Here is a 22,409-nt window from a genome sequence, read left to right on the forward strand (position 1 = left end):
GACGGCTTCGTCGTGTACAGCCGCGTCGGTCAGCGGCTCGGGTCGGAGTCCGCTCCCGGGATCGGCAGGTCGATGATCGGGATGGCCGAGGTGATGGCCTCGATCCCCGAGAGCCGCGCGGGCGAGAGCTGCTTCGTCACCTCGTCGCGCGTCATGAGGTTGGCCTCGACCACGAGGTCCGCGACGTTGCGGCCCGTGAGCAGCGCGGTCTTCGCGAGCGCCGCAGCCGACTGGTACCCGATGAACGGGGTCAGGGCGGTGATGACGCCGACGGACGCACCGACCATCACCTCGAGCCGTTCCTCGTTCGCCGTGATGCCGTCGATGCAGTTCACCCGCAGCGTCCTGCACGCCTGTGCCATCCAGACGATGCTCTGCAGCAGCGAGTGGGCGATGACCGGTTCGAAGGCGTTGAGCTGCAACTGCCCGGCCTCGGCCGCCATCGTGACCGTCATGTCGGCGCCGACGACGCTGAACGCCACCTGGTTCACGACCTCCGGGATGACCGGGTTGACCTTGCCCGGCATGATGCTCGATCCGGCCTGTCGGGGCGGCAGGTTGATCTCGCCGAGGCCGGCCTGCGGACCGCTCGACAGCAGACGCAGGTCGTTGCAGATCTTGGAGAGCTTGATGGCACTCCGCTTCAGGGTGCCGCTGAACGACATGAACCCGCCGGCGTCGCTCGTCGACTCGATGAGGTCGGGTGCCGTGGTGAGCGCGAGGCCCGTGATCTGGTTGAGGTGGCGGACGACGGCCTCCGCGTAGCGCGGGTCGGCGGTGATCCCCGTCCCGATCGCGGTGGCGCCGAGGTTGACCTCGGCGAGCAGCCAGAGGGTCTCGTGGAGGCGGTCGTAGTCCTCGTTCAGCGTCGTGGCGAAGCCGTGGAACTCCTGCCCGAGGGTCATCGGGACGGCGTCCTGGAGCTGCGTGCGCCCGACTTTGAGGACGTGGGAGAACTCGACGGACTTCGCGCTGCACGAGTCGCGCAGCAGGCCGAGCTCCGTCAGGAGGAACTGCAGCGAGAACGCGAGCGCGATCTTGATCGAGGTCGGGTAGACGTCGTTGGTGGACTGCGACCGGTTGGTGTCGTCGAGCGGGTGCAGGAACTGGTACTCACCCTTGGCATGACCGGCGAGCTCGAGGGCGATGTTCGTGATCACCTCGTTCGCGTTCATGTTCGTCGACGTACCCGCCCCGCCCTGGATCACGCCCACGATGAACTCCTCGTGGAAGTCACCGTCGATGATGATCTGGCACGCGCGGTCGATGAGGTTCGCCTTCGCCGGGTCGAGGACCCCGATCTCGGCGTTCGCGCGGGCGGCGGCCTGCTTGACGCTCGCGATGGCGACGACGAGGTCGGGGTAGACGGAGATCGGACGCTTCGTGATGGGGAAGTTCTCGAGCGCGCGTGCCGTGTGGATGCCCCAGTACGCGTCGGCCGGGATCTCCATCGAACCGAGTGAATCCGACTCCGTCCGAGTCTCGTCGCTGTTCGTCCTGTCCGCCATGTCGTCGTCTGCTCCAAGGGTGGTGGGGATGCTGCTGCTGGTGGTGCTGATCGTCACTCGTGGCTCCGTTGCCTGGTGGGTGGATGTCCCTTCCAGCGTAGCCGGGTGCGATCCGCGATGCCTCTGCGGTGTCTTGGACCCGAGACGGTTCCGTGCCTGCGGTTCCGTGCCTGCGGTTCCGTGCCTGCGGTTCAGCGCCCGTGGGTCACCGCTTGCGCGAGAACGCCTCCAGCCGCTCGGCAGGGCTCAGGGCGGCCATGCGGTCGATGAACGCCGCACTGAAGGTGTCGGCGGTGGTGTAGTCACCGAGCGGGACCGTGGAGTGGGTGATGCGGTCGTCGTAGACGTGCACGAGGTTGAAGGACTGACCACCGAACATCCCGTTCACCTCCACGGACGGGAGCGAGAGGTTCATCGAGTAACAGCTCGCGCTGGCGACCTGGACGGGGATGCCGGCGAAGGTGCTCGAGGTGGAGTAGTGCAGATGGCCGCCCAGGATGGCCCGGACGTCGCTCCCGCGCAGCACGGCCTCGAGCCGGTGCTGGTCGCGGAGCTCGAGGATGTCGAAGAACGGGATGCTCGACGGCACCGGCGGGTGGTGCATGGCGAGGATGCTGCCGAGCGGCGCCGGCGTGGCCAGCACCGACTCCAGCCACTGCAGCTGGCTGTCCTCGAGCTCGCCGTGGTGCCACCCCGGGACGGTCGAGTCGAGGCCGATGACGCGCAAGCCGCCGAAGTCCCAGACGGCGTCGAGCGGCTGCTCCCCTGCCGGGAGGTCGAGGAGCGCCGTCCGCATGACCGAGCGTTCGTCGTGGTTGCCCATGAGCCAGACGATGGTGGTGCCGAGTCGCTCGGCGACGGGCTCGACCCGCTCCCGGAGCCGACGGTACGCGTCGGCCTCCCCGAGATCCGCGAGGTCACCCGTGAACACCATCGCGTCGGGCCGGAGCTGCATCCGCTCGATCTGACGGAGGGCCTGTTCCAGGTTGGCCTGCACGTCGACCGCGTCGTAGAGGCGTCGGCCGTCGGCCAAGAGGTGCGGGTCGCTCAGATGGACGATGACCCTGTCGGGAGCCGGGTACTGACCGAAACGGACGTCGGAAGTCATGGTCCGAGTCTAGGAGCCACCACCGACGTGCTCCGCCGCGGTCGACCACCCGAGGGCGGCCGACCGCGGACGGTCAGGACGCGACGCCGAGGAGCTGCTCGATGGGTCCGCGGGCGAAGAAGACGAGGAACCCGGCTGCGACGACCCACAGCAGCGGGCTGATCTCGCGCGCCTTCCCGGACAGGGAGCGGAGCACGACCCAGGCGATGAAGCCGGCGCCGATGCCGTTGGCGATCGAATACGTCAGGGGCATGACGACGACCGTCAGGAACACCGGGAGCGCGACCGAGAACTCGGTCCAGACGATGTCCTTGATCTGCGACATCATCAGCGTCCCGACGATGACGAGCGCGGCGGCGGCGACCTCGGAGGGCACGATCTGCGTGAGCGGCGTGAAGAACATGGCGAGCAGGAACAGCGCACCGGTCACGAGGTTCGCGAGGCCGGTCCGTGCCCCTTCGCCGATGCCCGCACCGGATTCGATGAAGACGGTCGAGGAGGAGGACGAGGTCGCGCCACCGGCGACCGCACCGACACCCTCGACGATGAGCGCCGAGCGGAGTCGCGGGAAGTCGCCCTTGGCGTCCGCCACACCGGCCTCCTTCGAGAGCCCGGTCATCGTGCCCATGGCGTCGAAGAAGTTCGTGAACACGAGGGTGAAGACGAGCATGAGCGCGGCGAGGACGCCGATGCGCTCGAAGCCGCCGAAGCTCACCTGCCCGAGCAGGCTGAGGTCGGGGACCCCGACGACCTGGGTGGGCAGGGTCGGGACGCTGAGGTTCCAGCCACCGGGGTTCTCGCCGCCGTTGGAGGCGCCGACCTTGAAGACGGCCTCGGCGATGATGGCGATGATCGTGGAGGCGACGATGCCGATGAGCAGGGCACCCTTGATCTTGCGCGCGACGAGCACGCCCGTGAGCAGCAGGGAGATGACGAACACGGCGGTCGGCACGGTGGCGACCGAGCCCTCGATCCCGAGGCCGACGGGCGGCGAACCGGCGCCCGTCGAGCGGACGAAGCCGGCGTCGACGAAGCCGATGAAGGCGATGAAGAGGCCGATGCCGACCGTGATCGCGATCTTCAACTGGATGGGCACCGCGTTGAAGATCATGGCGCGGAGTCCGGTCGCCGCGAGGAGGACGATGATCAGCCCGTTGATGACGACGAGGCCCATCGCCTCGGCCCAGGTGACCTGACCGACGACGCTGACCGCGAGGAACGAGTTGATGCCGAGGCCGGCCGCGAAGGCGAACGGCAGCCGCGCCACGAGACCGAAGAGGATCGTCATGACGCCGGCGGTCAGGGCCGTCACGGCGGCGACCTGGGCGAAGCCGAGCTCGCCACCGGTGACGTCGGCCGAGCCGCTCAGGATGATCGGGTTGAGGATGACGATGTAGGCCATCGCGACGAAGGTCACGAGGCCGCCGCGCACCTCGCCTCCGACGGTCGAGCCGCGCTTGCTGATCTCGAAGAAACCGTCGAGACGCTCTCGGAACGAGCGCGGAGCGGTGGGCGTCGTGGTCACTGGACCTCCTGGGTCTGCATCGAAGCAACCAGCGTACCGGCACGGCGGACCGCCCCGCGACGACCGGGATGCGAGGGTGCCGCTACGATCGGCTGGACCCCTTTCCCAGCACCCTCCTCACGGAATCGAGCTCACATGGCGCTGCCCTGGACTCTGCACGGCGACGGCAAGCACGTCCCGACCCACGCGATCGTCGGCCCCGGAGAACGGCTCACCTGGCCGCGGACCATCGGCCTCGGCATGCAGCACGTCGTCGCGATGTTCGGCGCCACGTTCCTCGTCCCCGTGCTGACCGGGTTCCCGCCCACCACGACGCTGTTCTTCTCGGGTGTGGGCACCATCCTGTTCCTCGTCATCACCAAGAACCGCGTGCCGAGCTACCTCGGCTCGTCGTTCGCCTTCATCGCCCCCATCTCCGCCGCGGTCGCGAGCCAGGGCATGGGCAGCGCCCTCTTCGGCATCCTCGCGGTGGGCCTCCTCCTGGCGCTCGTCGGCGTCATCGTGCAGGTCACGGGCACCGGGTGGATCGATGCGCTCATGCCTCCGGTCGTCGCTGGTGCCATCGTCGCCCTCATCGGGTTCAACCTCGCCCCCGCCGCGAAGAACAACTTCGTGGCGGCTCCGATCACCGCCCTCGTGACGCTCGCGGCCGTCATCCTGTCGACCGTCGTCTTCCGCGGGATCCTCGGCCGACTGTCGATCGTCATCGGTGTCGTGGTCGGGTACATCGTCGCGGCGATCCGTCAGGAGATCGACTTCTCGAAGATCGCGGACGCCGCGTGGGTCGGCCTCCCCGAGTTCCACCTCGCGGACAACCCGATCTCGAACCCGGCGGTCTGGGCGGTCCTCCCGGCGTTCCTCCCCGTCGTGCTCGTCCTCATCGCCGAGAACGTCGGGCACATCCGGGGCGTCGCGCAGATGACCGACGCCTCGGTGAACAAGCAGACCGGTCGCGCGCTCCTGTCCGACGGTCTGGCGACGATGCTGGCCGGCTTCGGCGGCGGTTCGGGCACGACGACCTACGGCGAGAACATCGGCGTCATGGCGGCGACTCGGGTCTACTCCACGGCGGCCTACTGGGTCGCCGGTCTGTTCGCGGTCCTCCTCGGCCTCTCCCCCAAGGTCGGTGCGGTCATCAACACCATCCCGGCGGGCGTCCTCGGCGGCGTCACGACGGCCCTGTACGGACTCATCGGGATCATCGGCGTGAAGATCTGGCTCGACAACAAGGTCGACTTCTCGAAGCCCGTCAACCAGTTCACCGCGGCGACGGCGCTCATCATCGGCATCGCGGACTTCACCTGGGTGGCGGGTGGCGACGTCAGCTTCAACGGGATCGCGCTCGGCACGATCGCCGCGATCGTCATCTACCACGTGATGACGACCATCGGTCGCTGGCGGAAGACCGCCTGACCCGTCCGGTGCGGGTGCGTCAGCGCGGTGCGCTGGCGTCAGCGCGGGTCGCACGCGCGAGCGCGGGTCTCTGGAGCCCCGCGCCCACGCGTGTGACCCGCGCTCACGCCGGGTAGGTGCGGTTCGCGTCAGCGCACCGCGCTGGCGCCCCCACACGGATCGGTCCCGTACCGGAGGCCCGCGCTCGCTTCAGCGCACCGCGCTGGCGAACCCCAGGGGTCAGCCCTGGTGGAAGAACGGCACGATCAGGTAGATGCCGAAGAGGACCGCCGCCGCACACAGGGCGAAGCAGGCGTAGGCACCGGCGCGGGCCAGGTTCTGCTGCGCCGGAGTCAACGGGTTCTTCCGAGCGGCCTTCGCGGCCCGCTTCGCCGCCTTCGCGGCCTCCTCCGGCGTGATGACCGTGATCGCATCGGTGAACTCGGCCGGCGCCACCACGGGCACGCGCCCGGCGGTGGTCAGGAGCCGGAGCCCGAGGGAGTACAGACTGACGATCGCGGTCGCACCGATGAGCGACGTCGCGAAGACGATCAGGAATGCTGCCCAGTCGATCACTTCTTCACCTTCTTGGGCTTGGGGTTGCGCTTGATCTTGACCGCACGACCGGAGTCGGCGACCTCACTGACGACGTTGCTGTGGTCGACCTGGTTCCGGCGCGAGATGAGGAAGATGGTGAGGATGACACCGACCCCCACCACGGCGTCGATGATGATGCCGACGAGGCCGAGGTGGGCGACGGCGGCGGCGAGTGCCCCGACGATGCCGGCTGCGGGCAGGGTCATCAACCAGCCGAGGGCGATGCGCCCGGCGGTCCCCCAGCGCACCTTCGATCCGCGTCGCCCGAGGCCGGAGCCGATGACGGAGCCGGAGGCGACCTGCGTGGTGGAGAGGGCGAAGCCGAGGTGGCTCGACGCGAGGATCGTGGCGGCGGTGCTCGTCTCGGCCGCGAAGCCCTGCGCCGGCTTGACGTCGGTGAGCCCTGTGCCGATGGTCTTGATGATCCGCCAGCCGCCCATGTAGGTGCCGAGCGCGATGGCGAGGGCGCAGACGACGATGACCCAGAGCTCGGGACCGGTGCCGACCGCCTGCACCCCGACCGCGATGAAGGTGAGCGTGATGACACCCATGGTCTTCTGTGCGTCGTTCGTACCGTGCGCGAGGGCGACGAGGGACGAAGAGAAGATCTGCGCGTACCGGAACCCGTCGCGACCGTCGGGCTTGCCGTCATAGCGGCGCGTGATCCGATAGGCGAGCTTCGTCGCCGAGTAGGCGACCAGACCCGCCGTGACGGGGGCGATCAACGCCGGGAGGATGACCTTGGAGAGGACGACACCGAAGTCGATCGAGCCGAAGCCGGCGCCGACGATCGCCGCGCCGATGAGCCCGCCGAACAACGCGTGGCTGGAGGACGACGGCAGGCCGAGGAGCCAGGTCAGCATGTTCCAGACGATCGCGCCGATGAGTCCGGCGAAGATCAGCTCCGGTCCGATCCGGATGCCGCCCTCGCCCTCTCGGATGAGCCCGCCCGAGATGGTCTTCGCGACCTCCGTGGACAGGAACGCACCGACGAGATTGAGGATCGCGGCGAGCAGGACGGCGGTCTTCGGTTTGAGGGCGCCCGTGGCGATCGGGGTCGCCATGGCGTTCGCCGTGTCGTGGAACCCGTTCGTGAAGTCGAAGAACAGTGCCAGTGCGATGACCAGCACGACAGTCAGGGTAACGAGTTCCACTGGTGTCTTTCTCGAGGCGGAGCGAATACGGACACAGTGCTCCCCGACGAGATGTTTGGGGGGAATTCACGTGCTGGATACGGGCGGTTCACCCGCCGTACACGATCCTTACACCCTGCCCGGTCGAGGTCAACTCGACGCCGATCAGCGCCCGCCGCCGCCTCCGCCGCCTCCGCCGCCGCCCGCGAAGCCGCCACCCGTCGAGCCGCCGGACGAGCTCGCTCCCCCACTGGTCGACCAGGACGCCGACGTACTCGACGCCGATCCGGAGAAGCCGGAGAACGCGTTCGCGAACATCGCCGCCTGGAACGGGGTGTTCGAGGCGTACCACGACGGCGCACTCCCGGCCTGCTCGTAGCGGATACCGAGTTCCTTGGCCCACTCGCGCTCCACGCCCCAGAGTACGGCGAAGGGCAGGAGCCGTTCGGTGACCCGGACGAGCTGGCCGGGGTCGCCGAGGTCCACCCGTTCGGCACCGTCGGGGCTCTGTAACATGCGGAAGCGGTCCTGCTCCGCCAGCGCCAGGTAGTCGCGGAGGCCGAGCAACTCGTCCCGCGCATCGGCACCTGTGGCGGTGAGCGGTTTCGGTGCGATGGCCAACACGATCCCCGCGAGCAGCGCGATCCCGGTCACGAAGAGCGCGGCGACCGACCAGCCGTTGTCCGCTCGCTGGGAGTAGGCGACCCCGAAGAAGACGATCCCGGCGACGCCCAGGACGGCGAGCGCCCCCACGATGATCCACGCCCGCGCGGAGGAGACCGAGCGTCGGAGGCCGAGGTCGAGGGCGTTCCGCTTGGCGGCCGCGAGTTCCGCGGTGACCGCCTTGCCGAGCGCCGGGTCGACCTCCTTCATCTCCCGCGGTCGGTTCCGGTCGGGGAAGAGCGCGGCGAGCACGCGCCGTTCCTGCTCATCCGTCGCGCTGTCGTCGAGGTACTGCAGGGAGTAGTCCTTCTTGCCCGGTCCGTCCACGATCCGGAGCTTGCCGCGGACGGCGAGGCTGACGATCTCGGCGGCCATCGACGAGGCGGCGCGACCGGCGAGGTCGCCCGCCAGCAGGAGGTTCATCTGCTTCGGGGCGGAGTACTGCGGCACGATGACGCCACGACCGGGGTGGTCCCTCCAGAAGCGCAGTCGGATCCACAGGAGTGCTCCGAGCCCCGCGGCCGACAGCGCGCCGAGGACGATCGGGACGATGGAGAAGACCGGCGCCTCGCCGGGGCGGGCCGGTTGGACGAACGTGCCCGGTTCGAACCCGATCGCGACCGTCAGCGTCTGCCGGGCCTGCAGCGGGACGGAGGAGGTCGTGAAGACGTCTCCGTCGGCGTCCTCCGCCTGGGAGAGGTCGCACGGCGAGCTGTCGTCGGGATCCCCGCGGTAGCAGGCGCCGTCACCGGTGAGCGCGTCGGCGATGTCGGGCGCGACCCGCACCGTCATACTGGCGTCGGCGAACGGCTGGTCCCAGCCGGTCCCGGGCGCGTCCCAGTAGAACTCGTCGGAGCGTGTGTCGCGATAGGCACCGACGACGCCGCGCTGCGTGTAGGTGATGACGTAGCTCTGCGTGCCGCGCACGTAGTCGTCCGTCCCGAGCGACAACTCGAGGAAATCACCGTCGCGGTCGGTCTCCCACTCCACGGGCGCACCGTCGGCGTCGGTCACCGAGACGATCTCCGTGTGCAGTGGTGCCCGGTCGAACTCGTCGGGGATCGCTCGGACAATGCCCTTGTTCTGGTCGGAGTCGGGGAACTCCGCGACGAAGGTCTCGACCGCGCGCAGCTCGGCTTGACCGTCGCCGCCACGGCTCAGGGTGTAGTCGCCGTCGAAGGACGCGAAGGTGAAGTCGGACACGTCGGTCCGAGCGTCGGCCGCGGCGGGCGGCGCGCTCGCCAGGGTCGCGACGAGTGGTGCACCCACCGCCAGGGCCAGGGCGACGAGGAGCACCCGCGAGGAGCGGGCACGGACCGGGGACAGGCGACGACGTCTGGGCTTCACCCGGCCAAGTCTAGGAGGGGTGCCGGCGGGCGCGCGGACGCGCCCGCCGGGACTCACATCTCCTCGTGGGTGTTGGGGTCTCCGTCGAAGAGCCTGCCGTCGGTCCGCCCGAGTGCGGTGATCGCCTGCACCTCGGTGTCGCTGAGCTCGAAGCCGAACACGTCGATGTTCGTGCGCTGGCGTTCCGGGGACGCGGACTTCGGGATCGGGAGCACGCCGCGCTGGTGGTGCCAGCGGAGGACGACCTGCGCCGGTGAGACGTCGTGCGCCGCGGCGGCCGCTGCGACGGGTTCCTCGGCGAACGGCGCCTGTGCCTTGCCGAGCGGGCTCCACGCCTCGGTGACGATGCCGTGCTCGCGGTGGAAGGCGAGGAGCTCCTCCTGCGGGAAGTACGGGTGCAGCTCGACCTGGTTGACGGCCGGCAGCACACCCGTCTCGTCGGCGAGGCGGGTCAGGAACTCCTCGGTGAAGTTCGAGACGCCGATGCTGCGGACGAGGCCCTCGCGCTGCAGCTGGATCATGGCCTTCCACGACTCGACGAAGCGGCCGACGGAGGGGTTCGGCCAGTGGATGAGGTACAGGTCGATGTGGTCGAGGCCGAGCGAGGCCAGGGATCCGCGGCACGAGGTGATGGTCTCCTCGAAGCCGTGGTCGCGGCCGGGCAGCTTCGTCGCGACGACGAGTTCGTCACGGGGGACGTCGGTCTCGCGGACCGCGGCGCCGACGGCGTCCTCGTTGCGGTAGTTCACGGCGGTGTCGATCAGTCGGTAGCCTGCGTCGATGGCGGACAGCGTGGCGTCGGTGCCCTCGCGGCCTCGCAGGGGGTATGTGCCGAAACCGATCGCGGGGACGCTCGAACCGTCGTTGAGCGCGAATGTTGGGATGGTCGTCATCACCCCACGCTAGACCCGGCGGCCCTCGGATGGCTCCGAGCGGGCTGGGAGGGCGGCGCCTCGACTAGCGTTGGACCATGGCGAAGCTCTCTGCCCCCCGTGCCCAGACCCGACCGACCGAACGCACCCACCACGGCGACACCGTGGTGGACCCGTACGAGTGGCTCCGTGAGAAGGAGTCACCGGAGGTGATCGCGCACCTGGAGGCGGAGAACGCCTACACCGAGCAGGAGACGGCCCATCTGGCCGGACTGCGCGAGCGCATCTTCCAGGAGATCAAGAGTCGCACGCTCGAGACCGACCTCTCGGTCCCGACCCGTTCCGGTGCGTGGTGGTACTACGGCCGCAGTGTCGAAGGCCGCCAGTACGGCATCCAGTGCCGCATCCCGGTCGCCGATCCGGACGACTGGACGCCGCCGACCCTGCCCGAGGGCGGCGCGGCCCCCGGCGAGCAGATCATCCTCGACGCCAACGTCGAGGCGGAGGGCCACGACTTCTTCTCCCTCGGCAGCTTCGACGTGTCGGACGACGGCACGCGACTGCTCTACGGCGTCGACGTCGAAGGCGACGAGCGGTACACCGTCCGTGTCCGGGACCTCGCGAGTGGCGTCGACCTCGACGACGAGCTCCTCGGGACCGCGGGCGGGGCGGAGTTCTCCCCCGACGGCACCGCCATCGTCTACACGACGGTCGACGAGAGCTGGCGCCCCGACACCGTGCACCTGCACCGGGTGGGGACGCCCCAGGACGACGACACGGTCCTCTTCCACGAGCCCGACGAGCGGTTCTGGGTCGGCGCCGGATTCACTCGCAGCCGGGCGCTGCTCCTGATCGAAGCCGGCTCCTCGGTCACGAGCGAGACCCGACTCGTCCCCGCCGACGCACTGTCCGAGGAGGCGCGGATCGTCTGGCCGCGGACCGACGGCGTCGAGTACAGCGTCGAACACCGGGTGGCCGACGGCGCAGACCGGTTGCTCATCCTGCACAACCGGGACGCGCCGGACTTCGAGCTCGTCGAGGTGCCACTCTCGGATCCGCTCGGCACGGCGCGGGTCGTCGTCGCGCACAGCAGCGAGCGCCGACTCGAGGACGTCGAGGCGTTCGAGGCCGTGACCACCGTCTCCTACCGGCGCGACGGCCTCACGCGTATCGGCCTGCTCGACCCGACGAGTGGCGACATCGACGAGATCGCCTTCGACGAACCGCTGTCCACCGTGGGCTGGCACGGCAACAACGAGTGGGCTCAACCGATGCTCCGGTTCGGATACGGGTCCCTCGTGACGCCGTCCACGGTGCTCGAACTCGACGTCCGGTCCGGCGAACGCTTCGCGCGCAAGCAGCAGCCGGTCCTCGGCGACTACGACCCGGCGGACTACGAGCAGTTCCGGGAGTGGGCGACTGCCGTGGACGGGACCCGCGTGCCGATCTCCATCGTGCGCCGGGTCGGTGTCCAGGGGCCAGGGCCGCTCCACCTCTACGGGTACGGCTCGTACGAGGCCAGCATGGACCCGTCCTTCTCGATCGCGAGGCTGTCGATGCTCGACCGCGGCGTGACCTTCGCGATCGCCCATGTGCGCGGCGGCGGCGAACTCGGGCGTCACTGGTACGAGGACGGCAAGAAGCTCCACAAGCAGAACAGCTTCAGCGACTTCGTCGACGTGGCCGACCACCTCATCCGCGAGGGCTGGACGACGCCTGCCCGGCTCGTCGCCGAGGGCGGCAGCGCCGGCGGCCTCCTCATGGGCGCCGTGGCGAACCGTGCTCCCGACCGCTTCGCCGGCATCCTCGCCGGCGTCCCGTTCGTCGACGCGCTGACGAGCATCCTCGACCCGTCGCTCCCCCTGACGGTCATCGAATGGGACGAATGGGGCGATCCGCTCCACGACCCCGAGGTCTACGCGTACATGAAGGCGTACAGCCCCTACGAGAACGTCGACCCGGCGAAGCGCTACCCTCGCATCCTCGCGACGACGAGCCTCAACGACACCCGCGTGCTGTACGTGGAACCCGCGAAGTGGGTGGCCCGCCTGCGGGACGCCGGTGCACCGGCGCTGATGAAGATCGAGATGAGCGCCGGGCACGGCGGGGTGAGCGGCCGCTACAACGCGTGGCGTGAGCGCGCCGAGGAACTCGCCTGGCTGCTCGATGTGCTCGAACTCACGGACACCGATCCGGCCTGATCCGAAGCGACGACGCCCCTGCTCCGTCCGGAGCAGGGGCGTCGTCGGTGCGGCGGGTGTCTAGCCGAAGAGGATCGCCGCTTCGTCGTAGCGCTCCTGCGGCACGGTCTTCAGCTTGCCGAGCGCCTCTTCGAAGCGGCAGTTGACGAGTTCGGTGCCGCGGAGTGCGATCATCGTGCCCCAGTCGCCGGCCATGACGGAGTCGATGGCGGCCATACCGAGGCGGGTGGCGAGCACGCGGTCGTAGGCGCTCGGGACGCCACCGCGCTGCAGGTGGCCGAGCACGGTCGCGCGGGACTCGATGCCCGTGCGGCGCTCGATCTCGGGTGCGAGCACGTCGGCGATGCCGCCGAGACGGGGACGGTTGAACGCGTCGAGTCCCTTCTCGGAGTGCGCGGTCTCCATGGTGTCGAGCGTGAAGCCCTCGGACACGACGATGATCGGGGCGCGACCGCGCTGGTAGACGCTGTCCGCCCACTCGCAGATCTGCTCGATCGACTGCGGCTGTTCCGGGATGAGGATGGCGTGGGCACCCGCCGCCATACCGGCGTGCAGGGCGATCCAGCCGACGTGCCGGCCCATGACCTCGATGACCATGCACCGCTTGTGGGACTCGCCCGTCGTCCGGAGACGGTCGATGGCCTCGGTCGCGATCTCGACGGCGGTGTCGAAGCCGAAGGAGTAGTCGGTGGCGTCGAGATCGTTGTCGATCGTCTTCGGGACGCCGACGATCTTGAGGCCGGCGTCGGTCAGCCGCTTCGCCGCGGCGAGCGTGCCCTCTCCGCCGATGGCGATGAGCGCGTCGATGCCGAGCCGGTCCATGGTGTGCTGGACGTTCTCCGGGCCGCCGTGCGGTCCTTCGAACGGGTTGGTGCGGCTCGTGCCGAGGATGGTGCCACCCTGCTTGGCGAGACCACGCACGCTGTGGCGGTCGAGCGGCATCGTCAGGCCCTCGACGACTCCTCGCCAGCCGTCGCGGATGCCGATGAACTCCTGGTTGTGGATCTTCGTCCCTTTGAGGACCGCTCCTCGGATGACCGCGTTCAGGCCGGGGCAGTCGCCGCCGCTCGTGAGCACACCAATTCTCATATCAACAGTCCTCATGGGGATCGGGGCACCTCAGGTGCCGGGAGTCATCCCCGACAATACCGTCTCGCCGACGGTGCTTCATCCGGCGCGGACGGTCCTCCGGCCCAGAGGGTCGGTGCCTCGTCCACCGGGGTTAGGCTGCTGGGATGAGTGCCGACGACTACCTGCCCGCCGATGGCGGCATCACGATGTTCTCCACGACCTGGTGCGGGTACTGCGCCCGACTGAAGCATCAGCTGTCCGCAGCCGGCATCCCGTTCACCGAGGTCGACATCGAGCAGGTCCCGGGGACCGCCGACCTCGTCGCCTCGCTGAACGGCGGCAACCAGACGGTCCCGACGGTGATCTTCCCCGACCGCTCGACCGCGACGAACCCGTCGCTCGCTCAGGTGAAGGCGGCACTCGGCGTCTGACCAGCCGACGACGTCCGGCCGGGCGACCTGTGGTCACCCGGTCGGACGAACCGGACGTCAGGCGCCCAGTGCCTCGCGGAGCAGGTGGACGAGGGCGTTCAGCTGCACCGAGTCGACCGACGCGACGTCCTGGTCGCTTCCGTCGAGCGCGCGAGCGGCCAGGCCCTGCTTGCTGTCGATGAGTTCCGCGACCTTCGCGTCGATCGTGTGCGCGGCGATGATGCGCCAGGCGGTGACCGGCTCCTCCTGACCGATGCGGTGCACGCGGTCGATCGCCTGGGTCTGCTCGGCGGCTGTCCAGGACAACTCGGCGAGCACGACGTTGGACGCGGCCTGCAGGTTGACGCCGACGCCGGCGGCGGTGAGCGAACAGACCGCGACCGCGACCTCCGGATCGGTGTTGAACGCGTCGATCGCGGCCTGACGCGCCTGCGCGGTCTGGTCGCCGCGGAGCGACACCGTCTTCAAGCCGCGACCCGCGAACAACTGCTCGGCCGCGTTCATGACGTCGATGTGCTTCGCGAAGAACACGACCTTGCCCACGGACCTCGCGAGCTGCGCCGTGTAATCGGCGGCGAGGACGGCCTTGGCCTGACCGATCTTGCGGATCATGGTGAACACGTTCTCCGTGCCACCGGCGGCCTTGGACTCGTCGAGCTCGGCCTGGGCGACCATGCGCATGAGGTCGGTGTTCGGCTCGTGCAGCGCGTCGACGCGCTCACCACGCGACTCCAGGACCCGCACGTAGCGGGACTTGAGCCGTTGCCCGAGCTCGGCCTCCGCGTCGCGGATGGACCGGATCGCCTCGTCGTCGAGCTCGACCGGGAGGTCGGCGACGCGCTTGGCGGGCAGGTCCTTGGCGACGTCAAGCTTCTTGCGGCGCACGATGCCCATGTCGATGACGGCGGACCGCGCGGCGGCGTAGAAGGCGTGCTCGGCCGGGGTCAGGCCGGTGTCCTCGAGCCGCTCCATGAGTTCGGCGGTCGGCTTGCCGTCCTTGATCCAGCCGAGGAACTGCCAGATGGCATTGAAGTCCTCGACGTCGTTGATCAGCGGCGTACCCGTCAGCGCGAGCAGCAGCGGGTCCTGGCCGGGCGTCGCCTTCCGGATCCGGTTCGCGAGTGACAGCACGTGCTGCGAGCGCTGGGAGTGGAGGTTCTTGATGAAGTGCGCCTCGTCGACCACCATGCCGCGGAAGCCGAGCGTCCCGAGCCAGGCGAGGTGGCGGTCGAGGACCTCGTAGTTCACGATGATGACGTCGGCGAAGGCGTCGAGCGCCTGGCCGTCGCCGTGGATGACCGTGGCGCGTCGGTGCGGCGTCCAGCGCTCGACCTCGCGCGCCCAGTTCATCTTGACGACGTTCGGCACGATGACGAGGAGCGGGTACGCCTCGGCGACCGAGGCGGCGAGGACCGACTGCGCGGTCTTGCCGAGGCCCGGCTCGTCGGCGAGTAGGAAGGAACGGTGTCCTTCACGGACGCTCTCGACGAAGCGCGCCTGGTGCTTCATGACTTCGAGGCCGCGCGGCGAGAGCCGGTCGAGCTTCGGGGCGTCGGGCAGGTCCATCGAGGCCGCTCCCCCGCCGGAACCGAGCTCGAACGCCTTGTACAGGGGGCCCATGAGCTCCCAGCTGTCGAGTCGTCGACGCACGGTCGGCTGCGGTGCCGCCTGGCTGAAATCCGGGGCGAGGAACGGATTGGCCAACTGACGTGCCTTGACCGACTGCGGGATGACCTGCTTCTCGGCGAGCTCGGCCGGGACGACGGACTCCACGACGGGCTTCTCGACGGTGATGATGAGTTCGTCGGCGCTGAGTTCGGCGCCCGACTCGAGGAGCCAGTCGCGCCGGAGCCGCTGCGCGACGGGGCTCGTCGCGGCGTCGGCCTCGAGGAGCTGGATGAGCGAGGTGTCGCGCGCCGCCGTCTTGGCGAGGATGGTCGCCACACCGTCGAGGCGCTTCAGGAGCTCGGCCCGCGTGGCGTCGCTGTAGCTCGTGTCGGCCTTGACCCTGGCGCGTTCCTCGCGGACGAGGAAGGCGATGACCTGGTACTTGGTCCGGTTGGTTGGCCCGACCTTGCCCTTCTGCGCCTTCGCCTCGACCTCGCGCACCTTGCGGGCGAGGATGGGGATGATCGGCGCGTCGTCGTCGTGACGCGACGAGGACCCTCTGGGGTTCGAGCGGCCAGATGAACGGGTGCTGGAACGCCCCTGGGAACGGCGTTGCTGGCCGGTGTGCGGCATGCTCCTCCTGAGCAGTCGAAGAGCCTCATCGGCCGAGGGGCCGGAAGAGACGGGCGTCGGGCCCGACTGGTCGTCGTGGAGCAACAGAGCGTTGCACGAGACCGACACGGGCGCCCGACGGGCGTGTGCCCAGTCTACGCCATCGGCCGCATCGGTCGCGAGCGCTCAGTCCGGCGCGCTGTCGACGAGTCCGAACCGCTCCAGTTCGGCGTCGTCGAGCATGCGGGAACGGATGAGGAACCGCTGCCCCGTCGGGGCCTCGACGCTGAACCCGCTGCCGCGCCCCTGCACCACGTCGATCGTCAGGTGCGTATACTTCCAGTACTCGAACTGGGAACGCGACATGTAGACCTCGACGGGCGCGTCGAGCCCGGGCACGTCGAGCGTGTCGAGCAGGACGTCGACCGCGCCCGTGCGGAACATCCCGACGGGGTAGCACATGGGCGAACTCCCGTCGCAGCATCCGCCGGACTGATGGAACATGAGCGGTCCGTGCAGCGCGGTCATCTCCCGCACCAGTGCGGCCGCAGCGTCGGTGACGTCGACCCGTCCGGTCATGGTGTCCTCCTTCGTCGTGTCGTGCATCCGGCCCTGCCCCTCCGCCGGTCCCTGAGCCTGTCGAAGGGCGCCCTTCGACAAGCTCAGGGACCGGGTGGGGCTCAGGGACCGGGATGTGGATCAGAAGAAGCCCATCGGCCCCTCCGCGTAGCTCACGAGCAGGTTCTTCGTCTGCTGGTAGTGGTCGAGCATCATCTTGTGGTTCTCCCGGCCGATCCCCGACTGCTTGTACCCGCCGAACGCCGCGTGCGCCGGGTACTGGTGGTAGGTGTTCGACCAGACGCGTCCCGCCTCGATCGCCCGCCCGGCCCGGTACAGCGTCGTCGCTTCACGGCTCCACACACCGGCGCCGAGGCCGTAGAGGGTGTCGTTCGCGATGGAGATCGCCTCGTCGTAGTCAGCGAAGCTCGTGAGTGCGAGCACGGGCCCGAAGATCTCCTCCTGGAAGATCCGCATGTCGTTCGTCCCCTCGAAGACGGTCGGCTGGACGTAGAACCCGCCGCTCAACTCACCGCCGAGGTCGGCTCGCTCGCCGCCGATGAGCAGCTTCGCGCCGCCCTGCTTGCCGATGTCCATGTAGGAGAGGATCTTCTCGAGCTGGTCGTTCGACGCCTGGGCACCGATCATCGTGTCCGTGTCGAGCGGGTTGCCCTGCTTGATCGTGCCGATGCGGGTCAGCGCGTCGCCCACGAAGCCGTCGTAGATGGAACGCTGGACGAGCGCCCGACTCGGGCAGGTGCAGACCTCGCCCTGGTTCAGGGCGAACATGCTGAAGCCCTCCTGCGCCTTCTCGTAGTACTGGTCGTGCTCGCGCGCCACGTCCTCGAAGAACACGTTCGGGCTCTTGCCGCCGAGCTCCAGCGTCACCGGGATGAGGTTCTCGCTCGCGTACTGCATGATCAGGCGACCGGTCGTGGTCTCACCGGTGAACGCGATCTTCCGGATCCGCGGGTGGGACGCCAGCGGGGCGCCGGCCTCGATGCCGAAACCGTTGACGACGTTGAGCACGCCGGCCGGCAGCAGGTCCTTCACGAGGTCGACGATGAGGTGGATCGACGCCGGGGTCTGCTCGGCCGGCTTCAGCACGACGCAGTTGCCTGCGGCGAGCGCCGGTGCGAGTTTCCACACCGCCATGAGGATCGGGAAGTTCCAGGGGATGATCTGCCCGACGACGCCGAGCGGTTCGTGGAAGTGGTAGGCGACCGTGTCGTGGTCGAGTTCCGAGATGCCGCCCTCCTGAGCGCGGATCGCCCCCGCGAAATAGCGGAAGTGGTCGATCGCCAAGGGGATGTCGGCGGCCAGGGTCTCGCGGACCGGCTTGCCGTTCTCCCAGCTCTCGGCGACGGCGATCTCCTCGAGGTGCTCCTCCATGCGGTCGGCGATGCGGTTGAGGATCACCGCGCGCTCGGCGACGCTCGTCTTCGACCAGGCGGGGAACGCCTTCCATCCCGCCTCGACCGCTCGGTCCACGTCGGCCGCGGTGCCTCGGGCGATCTCGGTGAACACGGCTCCGGTGACCGGGGTCTGGTTCTCGAAGTACTGCCCGTTCGCGGGCGGGACGTACTCGCCCCCGATGAAGTGGTCGTAGCGGGGGGCGTAGCTGAACACGGCACCTTCGGTACCCGGGTTGGCGTAGACGGTCATGTCACTCCTTGTCGACGACGTTGTCGGTGGCGCACCGCTCAGGTGCGTGCCGTCGACGCTAGTCGGCCCGAGGTTGCAGGAGGTTGCGCCGAGGACCGCGGACCGGATCGGCCGTCAGGACGCCGAGAGCTCGGCGTCGATCGCCTCGATGCGGGCGACGAGGCCGGCGCGCTTCGGTGACCGCGGCGGCAGCAGTCGGAGGCAGGCGTGCAGGACCTCGACGTCGTCGGGCGCGGCCGCGGTCCGGATGTAGTCGTGCAGCAGGTCCGCCGAGGCGTCGGTCAGCATCGCCTCGCGGAGGCGCGTCGCGACCCGGTCGCGGAGGTCGACGACACCGGGGGCGGTGGAGTCCGGCAGGAGCGGGCCCGGGTACGCGGCGAGCGCGGCGCGGTGGGCGCCGCGGTCGAGGAGGGACAGCACCTGGTGGGCGTCGAGCTGGAGCGGGGTGGTGAGCCGGTACGGCCGCGAGGCCGGCACGAGTGTCGGCGCGGTCCCGCCGAGCACCTTCCGCAGCCGGACGAGCTCCGCCCGGAGGGTGACCGACGCCTCGTCCGCGTCGTAGAGCAGCCCGGCGAGCGCGTCGGCGCTCAGGCCCTGGTGGTGCCAGGCCAGCAGGGTCAGGATCTCGGCGTGCCGTCGGCTGAGCTCGGTCGGGCGACTCGCCCCGTGTCCGACCAGCAGGCCGGTGTCACGGCCGAGCACCTGCAGGCCGGGCCGCACCGTGGTCGTCCGGCGGGCTGTGTCCGTGCGTGGGCGACCGGCGAACCGGCGGTCGGCGACCGCGCGCAGCCGCTGCACCATGATCTCGGACTCGACGGCGGCGGCGGTCGCCTCCATGAGCGGCAGCGCATGCGAGGCGACCGCCTGCGGGCCACCGGTGATGTCGATCACGCCGATGATCTGCCGGGTCTCGGGATCGTGCACCGGGACCGCCGTGCAGCTCCACGGGTGCACGAGGCGGTTGAAGTGCTCGGCCGCGTGGATCTGGATGCCGTGGTCGAGTTCGAGCGCGGTGCCCGGGGCGCTCGTCCCCACCTCCCGCTCCGACCACCCGGCACCCTCGACGAAGAGCATGCCCTCCGCCCGTCGCCGCAGATGACGGTCGCCGTCCACCCAGAGCAGTCTGCCCATGGCGTCGCCCACCGCGACGAGCATGCCGGAGTCGTCGTCCGCGTCGTTGACCAGCAGCTTGGTGATCACCGGGAGGACGCCGGCGAGCGGGTGTCCGAGCCGGTGGTCGCGCAACTCGTCCTCGTCGAAGGCGAGCTCCGGCATGAGGTTGTCCGGGTCGAGGTGACGGCCCATCGACCGTTCCCACGACTCGCGGACGAGCCGTCGGACGAGTCCGCGCTGCGCTTCGGCACGCGCCGGGGCCGCCAGCCACGGACTGGACACCTCACCACCACCCATCCACGTCGACCGGTTCTGCGGACAGTGTATCCGCCGCAGCCCACCGGTCGACGGGTAACCTCAGGCGGCCGGACGGAACCGGCGGAGGCGCAGGCTGTTGAGCACGACGAACACGCTGGAGAACGCCATCGCCGCACCCGCGATCATCGGGTTGAGGAGGCCGAGCGCAGCGAGCGGGATCGCCGCCACGTTGTAGGCGAACGCCCAGAACAGGTTGCCGCGGATGATCCCGAGCGTCCGCCGGGAGAGCCGGACGGCGTCGATCGCCGTGGCGAGGGAACCGGAGACGATGCTGAGGTCGGCTGCGCCCTTGGCCGCATCCGTACCCGTCCCCATGGCGATGCCGAGATCGGCCGTGGCGATCGCCGCGGCGTCGTTCACCCCGTCGCCGATCATCGCGACGCGGTGACCGGCCGCCTGGAGCCGTTCGACGGCGGCGACCTTGTCGGAGGGGCTCGCGTCGGCGATCACCTCGCTGATCCCGACCTCGCCCGCGACCCGCGCTGCGACGGCCGCGTTGTCGCCGGTGAGGAGCACCGGCGTCATCCCCAGGGACACGGCGCGTCCGATGGCGGCGCGGGCCTCCGGCTTCACGGTGTCGGCGACCTCGACGACGCCGCGGACCTCACCGTCCCAGGCGACGACCACCACGGTGCTCGCACGCTCCGCGGCGGAGGCCAGGGCGCTCGCCGCGTCCGGTCCGATGCGGAAGCCCTGGTCCTCCGCGAAGGCGGGACGTCCGGCCAACACGGTTCCTCCGGTGATCGTGCCGGTGACGCCGAGCCCCTCGAGGCTCGCGAAGTCCGAGACCACCGGACGAGCTGCATCGCGGCGGGTCGCTTCGGCGACGATCGCCTCGGCGATGGGGTGCTCGGAGGCGGCTTCGAGCGCCGCGCCGAGGGCGAGCACCTCATCCGTCGCACCGGACGCCCAGACCTCCGTGACACTCATCCGCCCGGACGTGACGGTCCCCGTCTTGTCGAGCACGATGCGGTCGATGCCGCTCGCCCGCTCGAGCGCCTCCGGACCGGCGATGAGGATGCCGAGCTGCGCGCCACGCCCCGTCCCGACGAGGAGGGCCACCGGTGTCGCGAGCCCCAGCGCACACGGGCAGGCGATGATGAGGACGGCGACCGCGGCGGTGAACGCCGCCTCCATGGTCGAGCCGGTGAGCGCCCACACGATGGCGGTGGCGAGGGCGATCGCCAGGACGACCGGGACGAACACGCTCGAGACGCGGTCGGCGAGCCGTTGGACCCGGCTCTTCCCGAGCTGCGCCGCCTCGACCGCTTGCGCCATGCGCGCCAGCTGCGTCTCGGCGCCGACGGCCGTCGCCCGCACGACGAGACTGCCGCCGCGCGCGATCGTGCCCCCGATGACCCGCGAGCCGGCTACGAGCTCGACCGGGACGGACTCCCCCGTCACGAGACTCTCGTCGACACTCGCCGCCCCCTCGACGACGACCCCGTCGGTGGCGACGGACTCACCGGGACGCACGAGGAAGTGGTCCCCGACGAGCAACTGCTCGATCGGGATCCGTTCCTCGGTGCGGGTGGGCGCCATGAGGTCGGTGGGGTCCGGCGCACGGTGCCGGAGCACGGAGACCTCCGAGGCGCCCAGCGTCATGAGGTCGCGGAGTGCCTCGCCTGCCGCACGCTTCGAGCGCTGCTCGATGAGACGGCCGGCGAGCAGGAAGACGGTCACGCCGGCGGCCACCTCGAGGTAGAGCGCGCTCGACGGGTCGGCGTCGGGTGCGAAGAAGGTGAACTCGTGCCGCATGCCCGTCATCCCGGCCATGCCGAAGAAGAGCGCCCAGACGGACCACAGGTAGGCAGCCCCCGTCCCGAGCGTGATGAGGGTGTCCATCGTCACCGAGCCGTGCCGCAGCGTCGCGAACGTCGCCCGGTGGAACGGGTACCCACCCCAGAAGACGACCGGCGTCGCGAGGGTCAGCGAGAGCCACTGCCAGTGGTCGAACTGCCAGGCGGGGATCATCGCGAGCAGCACGACGGGCACTGCCAGCACCGCACTGACGACGAGGCGGGTGCGGAGCGTCGTCACGGTCGCCGAGGGGTCGGACGTCGGTCCCGACGTCGGAGTCTGCTCCCGGTCCGCCGCGGCGCGTTCGTCAGCGGGCGGACGCACCGTCGCCGTGTAGCCGGCCTTCGCGACGGCTGCGACCAGCTCGTCAGCGGTGACGGTGGAGGGCGCGGTCACCGTCGCCCGTTCGGTCGCGAGGTTGACCTGCGCCTCGACACCGTCGAGCGCGGTCAGCCGCTTCTCGACGCGTGCCACGCAGCTCGCGCAGGTCATGCCCTCGATGTCGAGGTCGAGCTGGATGAGTGGCGCGCTCATGAGCGACGACCCACGAGGGTGTAGCCGGCCTCCTGGACGCCGGCACCGATGGCCGCCTCGTCGGCCGACGAGGCGCCCGAGACGGTGACCGTCCCCGCGTCGAGATCCACGGCGACCCCGTCGACGCCGGAGAGCGCGGAGAGCTCGGTCGTGACGGCGGACACGCAGTGCGCGCAGGTCATGCCGTCGACCCGGTAGGTGATGGTTGCGGTGGTTTCGGACATGCGTCCTCCTCAGTGGATCGGAGCCTTCACTATACCCCCCGGGGGTACCTGTTGCAACCGACCCGGCGCGACATGACGGCGAACTGATGAGGCATCGACACCGGGACGGCCGTCGCTCGACCGCGTGCA

General features: G+C 69.7%; 17 protein-coding genes. 3 read left to right on the forward strand and 14 right to left on the reverse strand.

Annotated features, from left to right (window positions below; all coding sequences use genetic code 11):
* Positions 1–29: 29 nt before the first annotated feature.
* The 3 genes from ACLIME_RS07150 to ACLIME_RS07160 form a co-directional block, all read right to left on the reverse strand.
* The gene (locus tag ACLIME_RS07150; protein WP_159880323.1) at positions 30–1,508 is read right to left on the reverse strand and encodes an aspartate ammonia-lyase; all 1,479 of its coding nucleotides are present in this window, start codon (positions 1,506–1,508) and stop codon (positions 30–32) included.
* Positions 1,509–1,713: 205 nt separating this feature from the next.
* Positions 1,714–2,616, reverse strand: a complete 903-nt coding sequence (locus ACLIME_RS07155; protein WP_411558523.1) for a phosphodiesterase — start codon at positions 2,614–2,616, stop codon at positions 1,714–1,716.
* A gap of 73 nt (positions 2,617–2,689) precedes the next feature.
* Positions 2,690–4,141, reverse strand: a complete 1,452-nt coding sequence (locus tag ACLIME_RS07160) for an NCS2 family permease (protein WP_137243259.1) — start codon at positions 4,139–4,141, stop codon at positions 2,690–2,692.
* Positions 4,142–4,276: 135 nt separating this feature from the next.
* Here ACLIME_RS07160 and ACLIME_RS07165 point away from each other — a divergent pair, with 135 nt between their 5' ends.
* On the forward strand, positions 4,277–5,554 hold the full coding sequence (locus tag ACLIME_RS07165; protein ID WP_079707128.1) for a uracil-xanthine permease family protein: 1,278 nt from the start codon (positions 4,277–4,279) through the stop codon (positions 5,552–5,554).
* Between the two features lie 219 nt (positions 5,555–5,773).
* Here the strand turns inward: ACLIME_RS07165 and ACLIME_RS07170 are convergent, their stop codons facing one another.
* The 4 genes from ACLIME_RS07170 to ACLIME_RS07185 all read right to left on the reverse strand — a co-directional run bounded on the left by ACLIME_RS07170 (position 5,774) and on the right by ACLIME_RS07185 (position 10,166).
* Positions 5,774–6,109 carry a peptidase gene (locus ACLIME_RS07170; RefSeq protein WP_079707129.1) on the reverse strand — a complete coding sequence of 112 codons (336 nt, stop codon included), beginning with the start codon at positions 6,107–6,109 and terminating at the stop codon, positions 5,774–5,776.
* Complete coding sequence (locus ACLIME_RS07175; protein ID WP_079707130.1) at positions 6,106–7,284, reverse strand: inorganic phosphate transporter; 1,179 nt, start codon at positions 7,282–7,284, stop codon at positions 6,106–6,108. Before ACLIME_RS07175 ends, ACLIME_RS07170 begins: the two co-directional genes overlap by 4 nt.
* 144 nt (positions 7,285–7,428) lie before the next feature.
* Positions 7,429–9,273 (reverse strand): DUF2207 domain-containing protein, encoded by a 1,845-nt coding sequence (locus ACLIME_RS07180; RefSeq protein WP_411558524.1) that lies wholly within the window; start codon positions 9,271–9,273, stop codon positions 7,429–7,431.
* 53 nt (positions 9,274–9,326) lie between these two features.
* Complete coding sequence (locus ACLIME_RS07185; RefSeq protein WP_079707132.1) at positions 9,327–10,166, reverse strand: aldo/keto reductase; 840 nt, start codon at positions 10,164–10,166, stop codon at positions 9,327–9,329.
* Positions 10,167–10,243: 77 nt separating this feature from the next.
* On the opposite strand from ACLIME_RS07185, the gene ACLIME_RS07190 reads away from it, so the two are divergent.
* A complete protein-coding gene (locus ACLIME_RS07190) occupies positions 10,244–12,346 on the forward strand; it encodes a S9 family peptidase (protein ID WP_411558525.1) in 2,103 nt (700 codons plus the stop codon).
* Positions 12,347–12,406: 60 nt separating this feature from the next.
* Here the strand turns inward: ACLIME_RS07190 and ACLIME_RS07195 are convergent, their stop codons facing one another.
* Positions 12,407–13,435, reverse strand: coding sequence for a 6-phosphofructokinase (locus tag ACLIME_RS07195; RefSeq protein WP_064294489.1), 1,029 nt, complete (start codon positions 13,433–13,435; stop codon positions 12,407–12,409).
* A gap of 146 nt (positions 13,436–13,581) precedes the next feature.
* Between ACLIME_RS07195 and ACLIME_RS07200 the strand changes: the two genes are divergently transcribed.
* Positions 13,582–13,848: a mycoredoxin gene (locus ACLIME_RS07200; RefSeq protein WP_064294490.1), complete on the forward strand. Its 267-nt coding sequence runs from the start codon at positions 13,582–13,584 to the stop codon at positions 13,846–13,848.
* A 57-nt stretch (positions 13,849–13,905) separates the two neighbouring features.
* Here ACLIME_RS07200 and ACLIME_RS07205 read toward each other — a convergent pair whose 3' ends face one another.
* The 6 genes from ACLIME_RS07205 to ACLIME_RS07230 all read right to left on the reverse strand — a co-directional run bounded on the left by ACLIME_RS07205 (position 13,906) and on the right by ACLIME_RS07230 (position 22,280).
* Entirely contained in the window at positions 13,906–16,089 is a 2,184-nt protein-coding gene (locus ACLIME_RS07205) for a DEAD/DEAH box helicase (protein ID WP_079707134.1), read from the reverse strand.
* A 165-nt stretch (positions 16,090–16,254) separates the two neighbouring features.
* Positions 16,255–16,647, reverse strand: coding sequence for a DUF779 domain-containing protein (locus ACLIME_RS07210; protein WP_079707135.1), 393 nt, complete (start codon positions 16,645–16,647; stop codon positions 16,255–16,257).
* A gap of 120 nt (positions 16,648–16,767) precedes the next feature.
* On the reverse strand, positions 16,768–18,291 hold the full coding sequence (locus ACLIME_RS07215) for an aldehyde dehydrogenase family protein (protein WP_159879125.1): 1,524 nt from the start codon (positions 18,289–18,291) through the stop codon (positions 16,768–16,770).
* Between the two features lie 114 nt (positions 18,292–18,405).
* Entirely contained in the window at positions 18,406–19,686 is a 1,281-nt protein-coding gene (locus ACLIME_RS07220; RefSeq protein ID WP_411558526.1) for a GAF domain-containing protein, read from the reverse strand.
* 75 nt (positions 19,687–19,761) lie between these two features.
* Positions 19,762–22,056: a heavy metal translocating P-type ATPase gene (locus ACLIME_RS07225; RefSeq protein WP_411558527.1), complete on the reverse strand. Its 2,295-nt coding sequence runs from the start codon at positions 22,054–22,056 to the stop codon at positions 19,762–19,764.
* On the reverse strand, positions 22,053–22,280 hold the full coding sequence (locus tag ACLIME_RS07230) for a heavy-metal-associated domain-containing protein (RefSeq protein WP_411558528.1): 228 nt from the start codon (positions 22,278–22,280) through the stop codon (positions 22,053–22,055). The genes ACLIME_RS07225 and ACLIME_RS07230 overlap by 4 nt, the downstream gene beginning before the upstream one ends.
* Between the last annotated feature and the right edge of the window lie 129 nt (positions 22,281–22,409).

This window comes from Plantibacter sp. MPB07 (assembly GCF_046619465.1).
In the GTDB taxonomy this organism is placed as follows: domain Bacteria; phylum Actinomycetota; class Actinomycetes; order Actinomycetales; family Microbacteriaceae; genus Plantibacter; species Plantibacter auratus.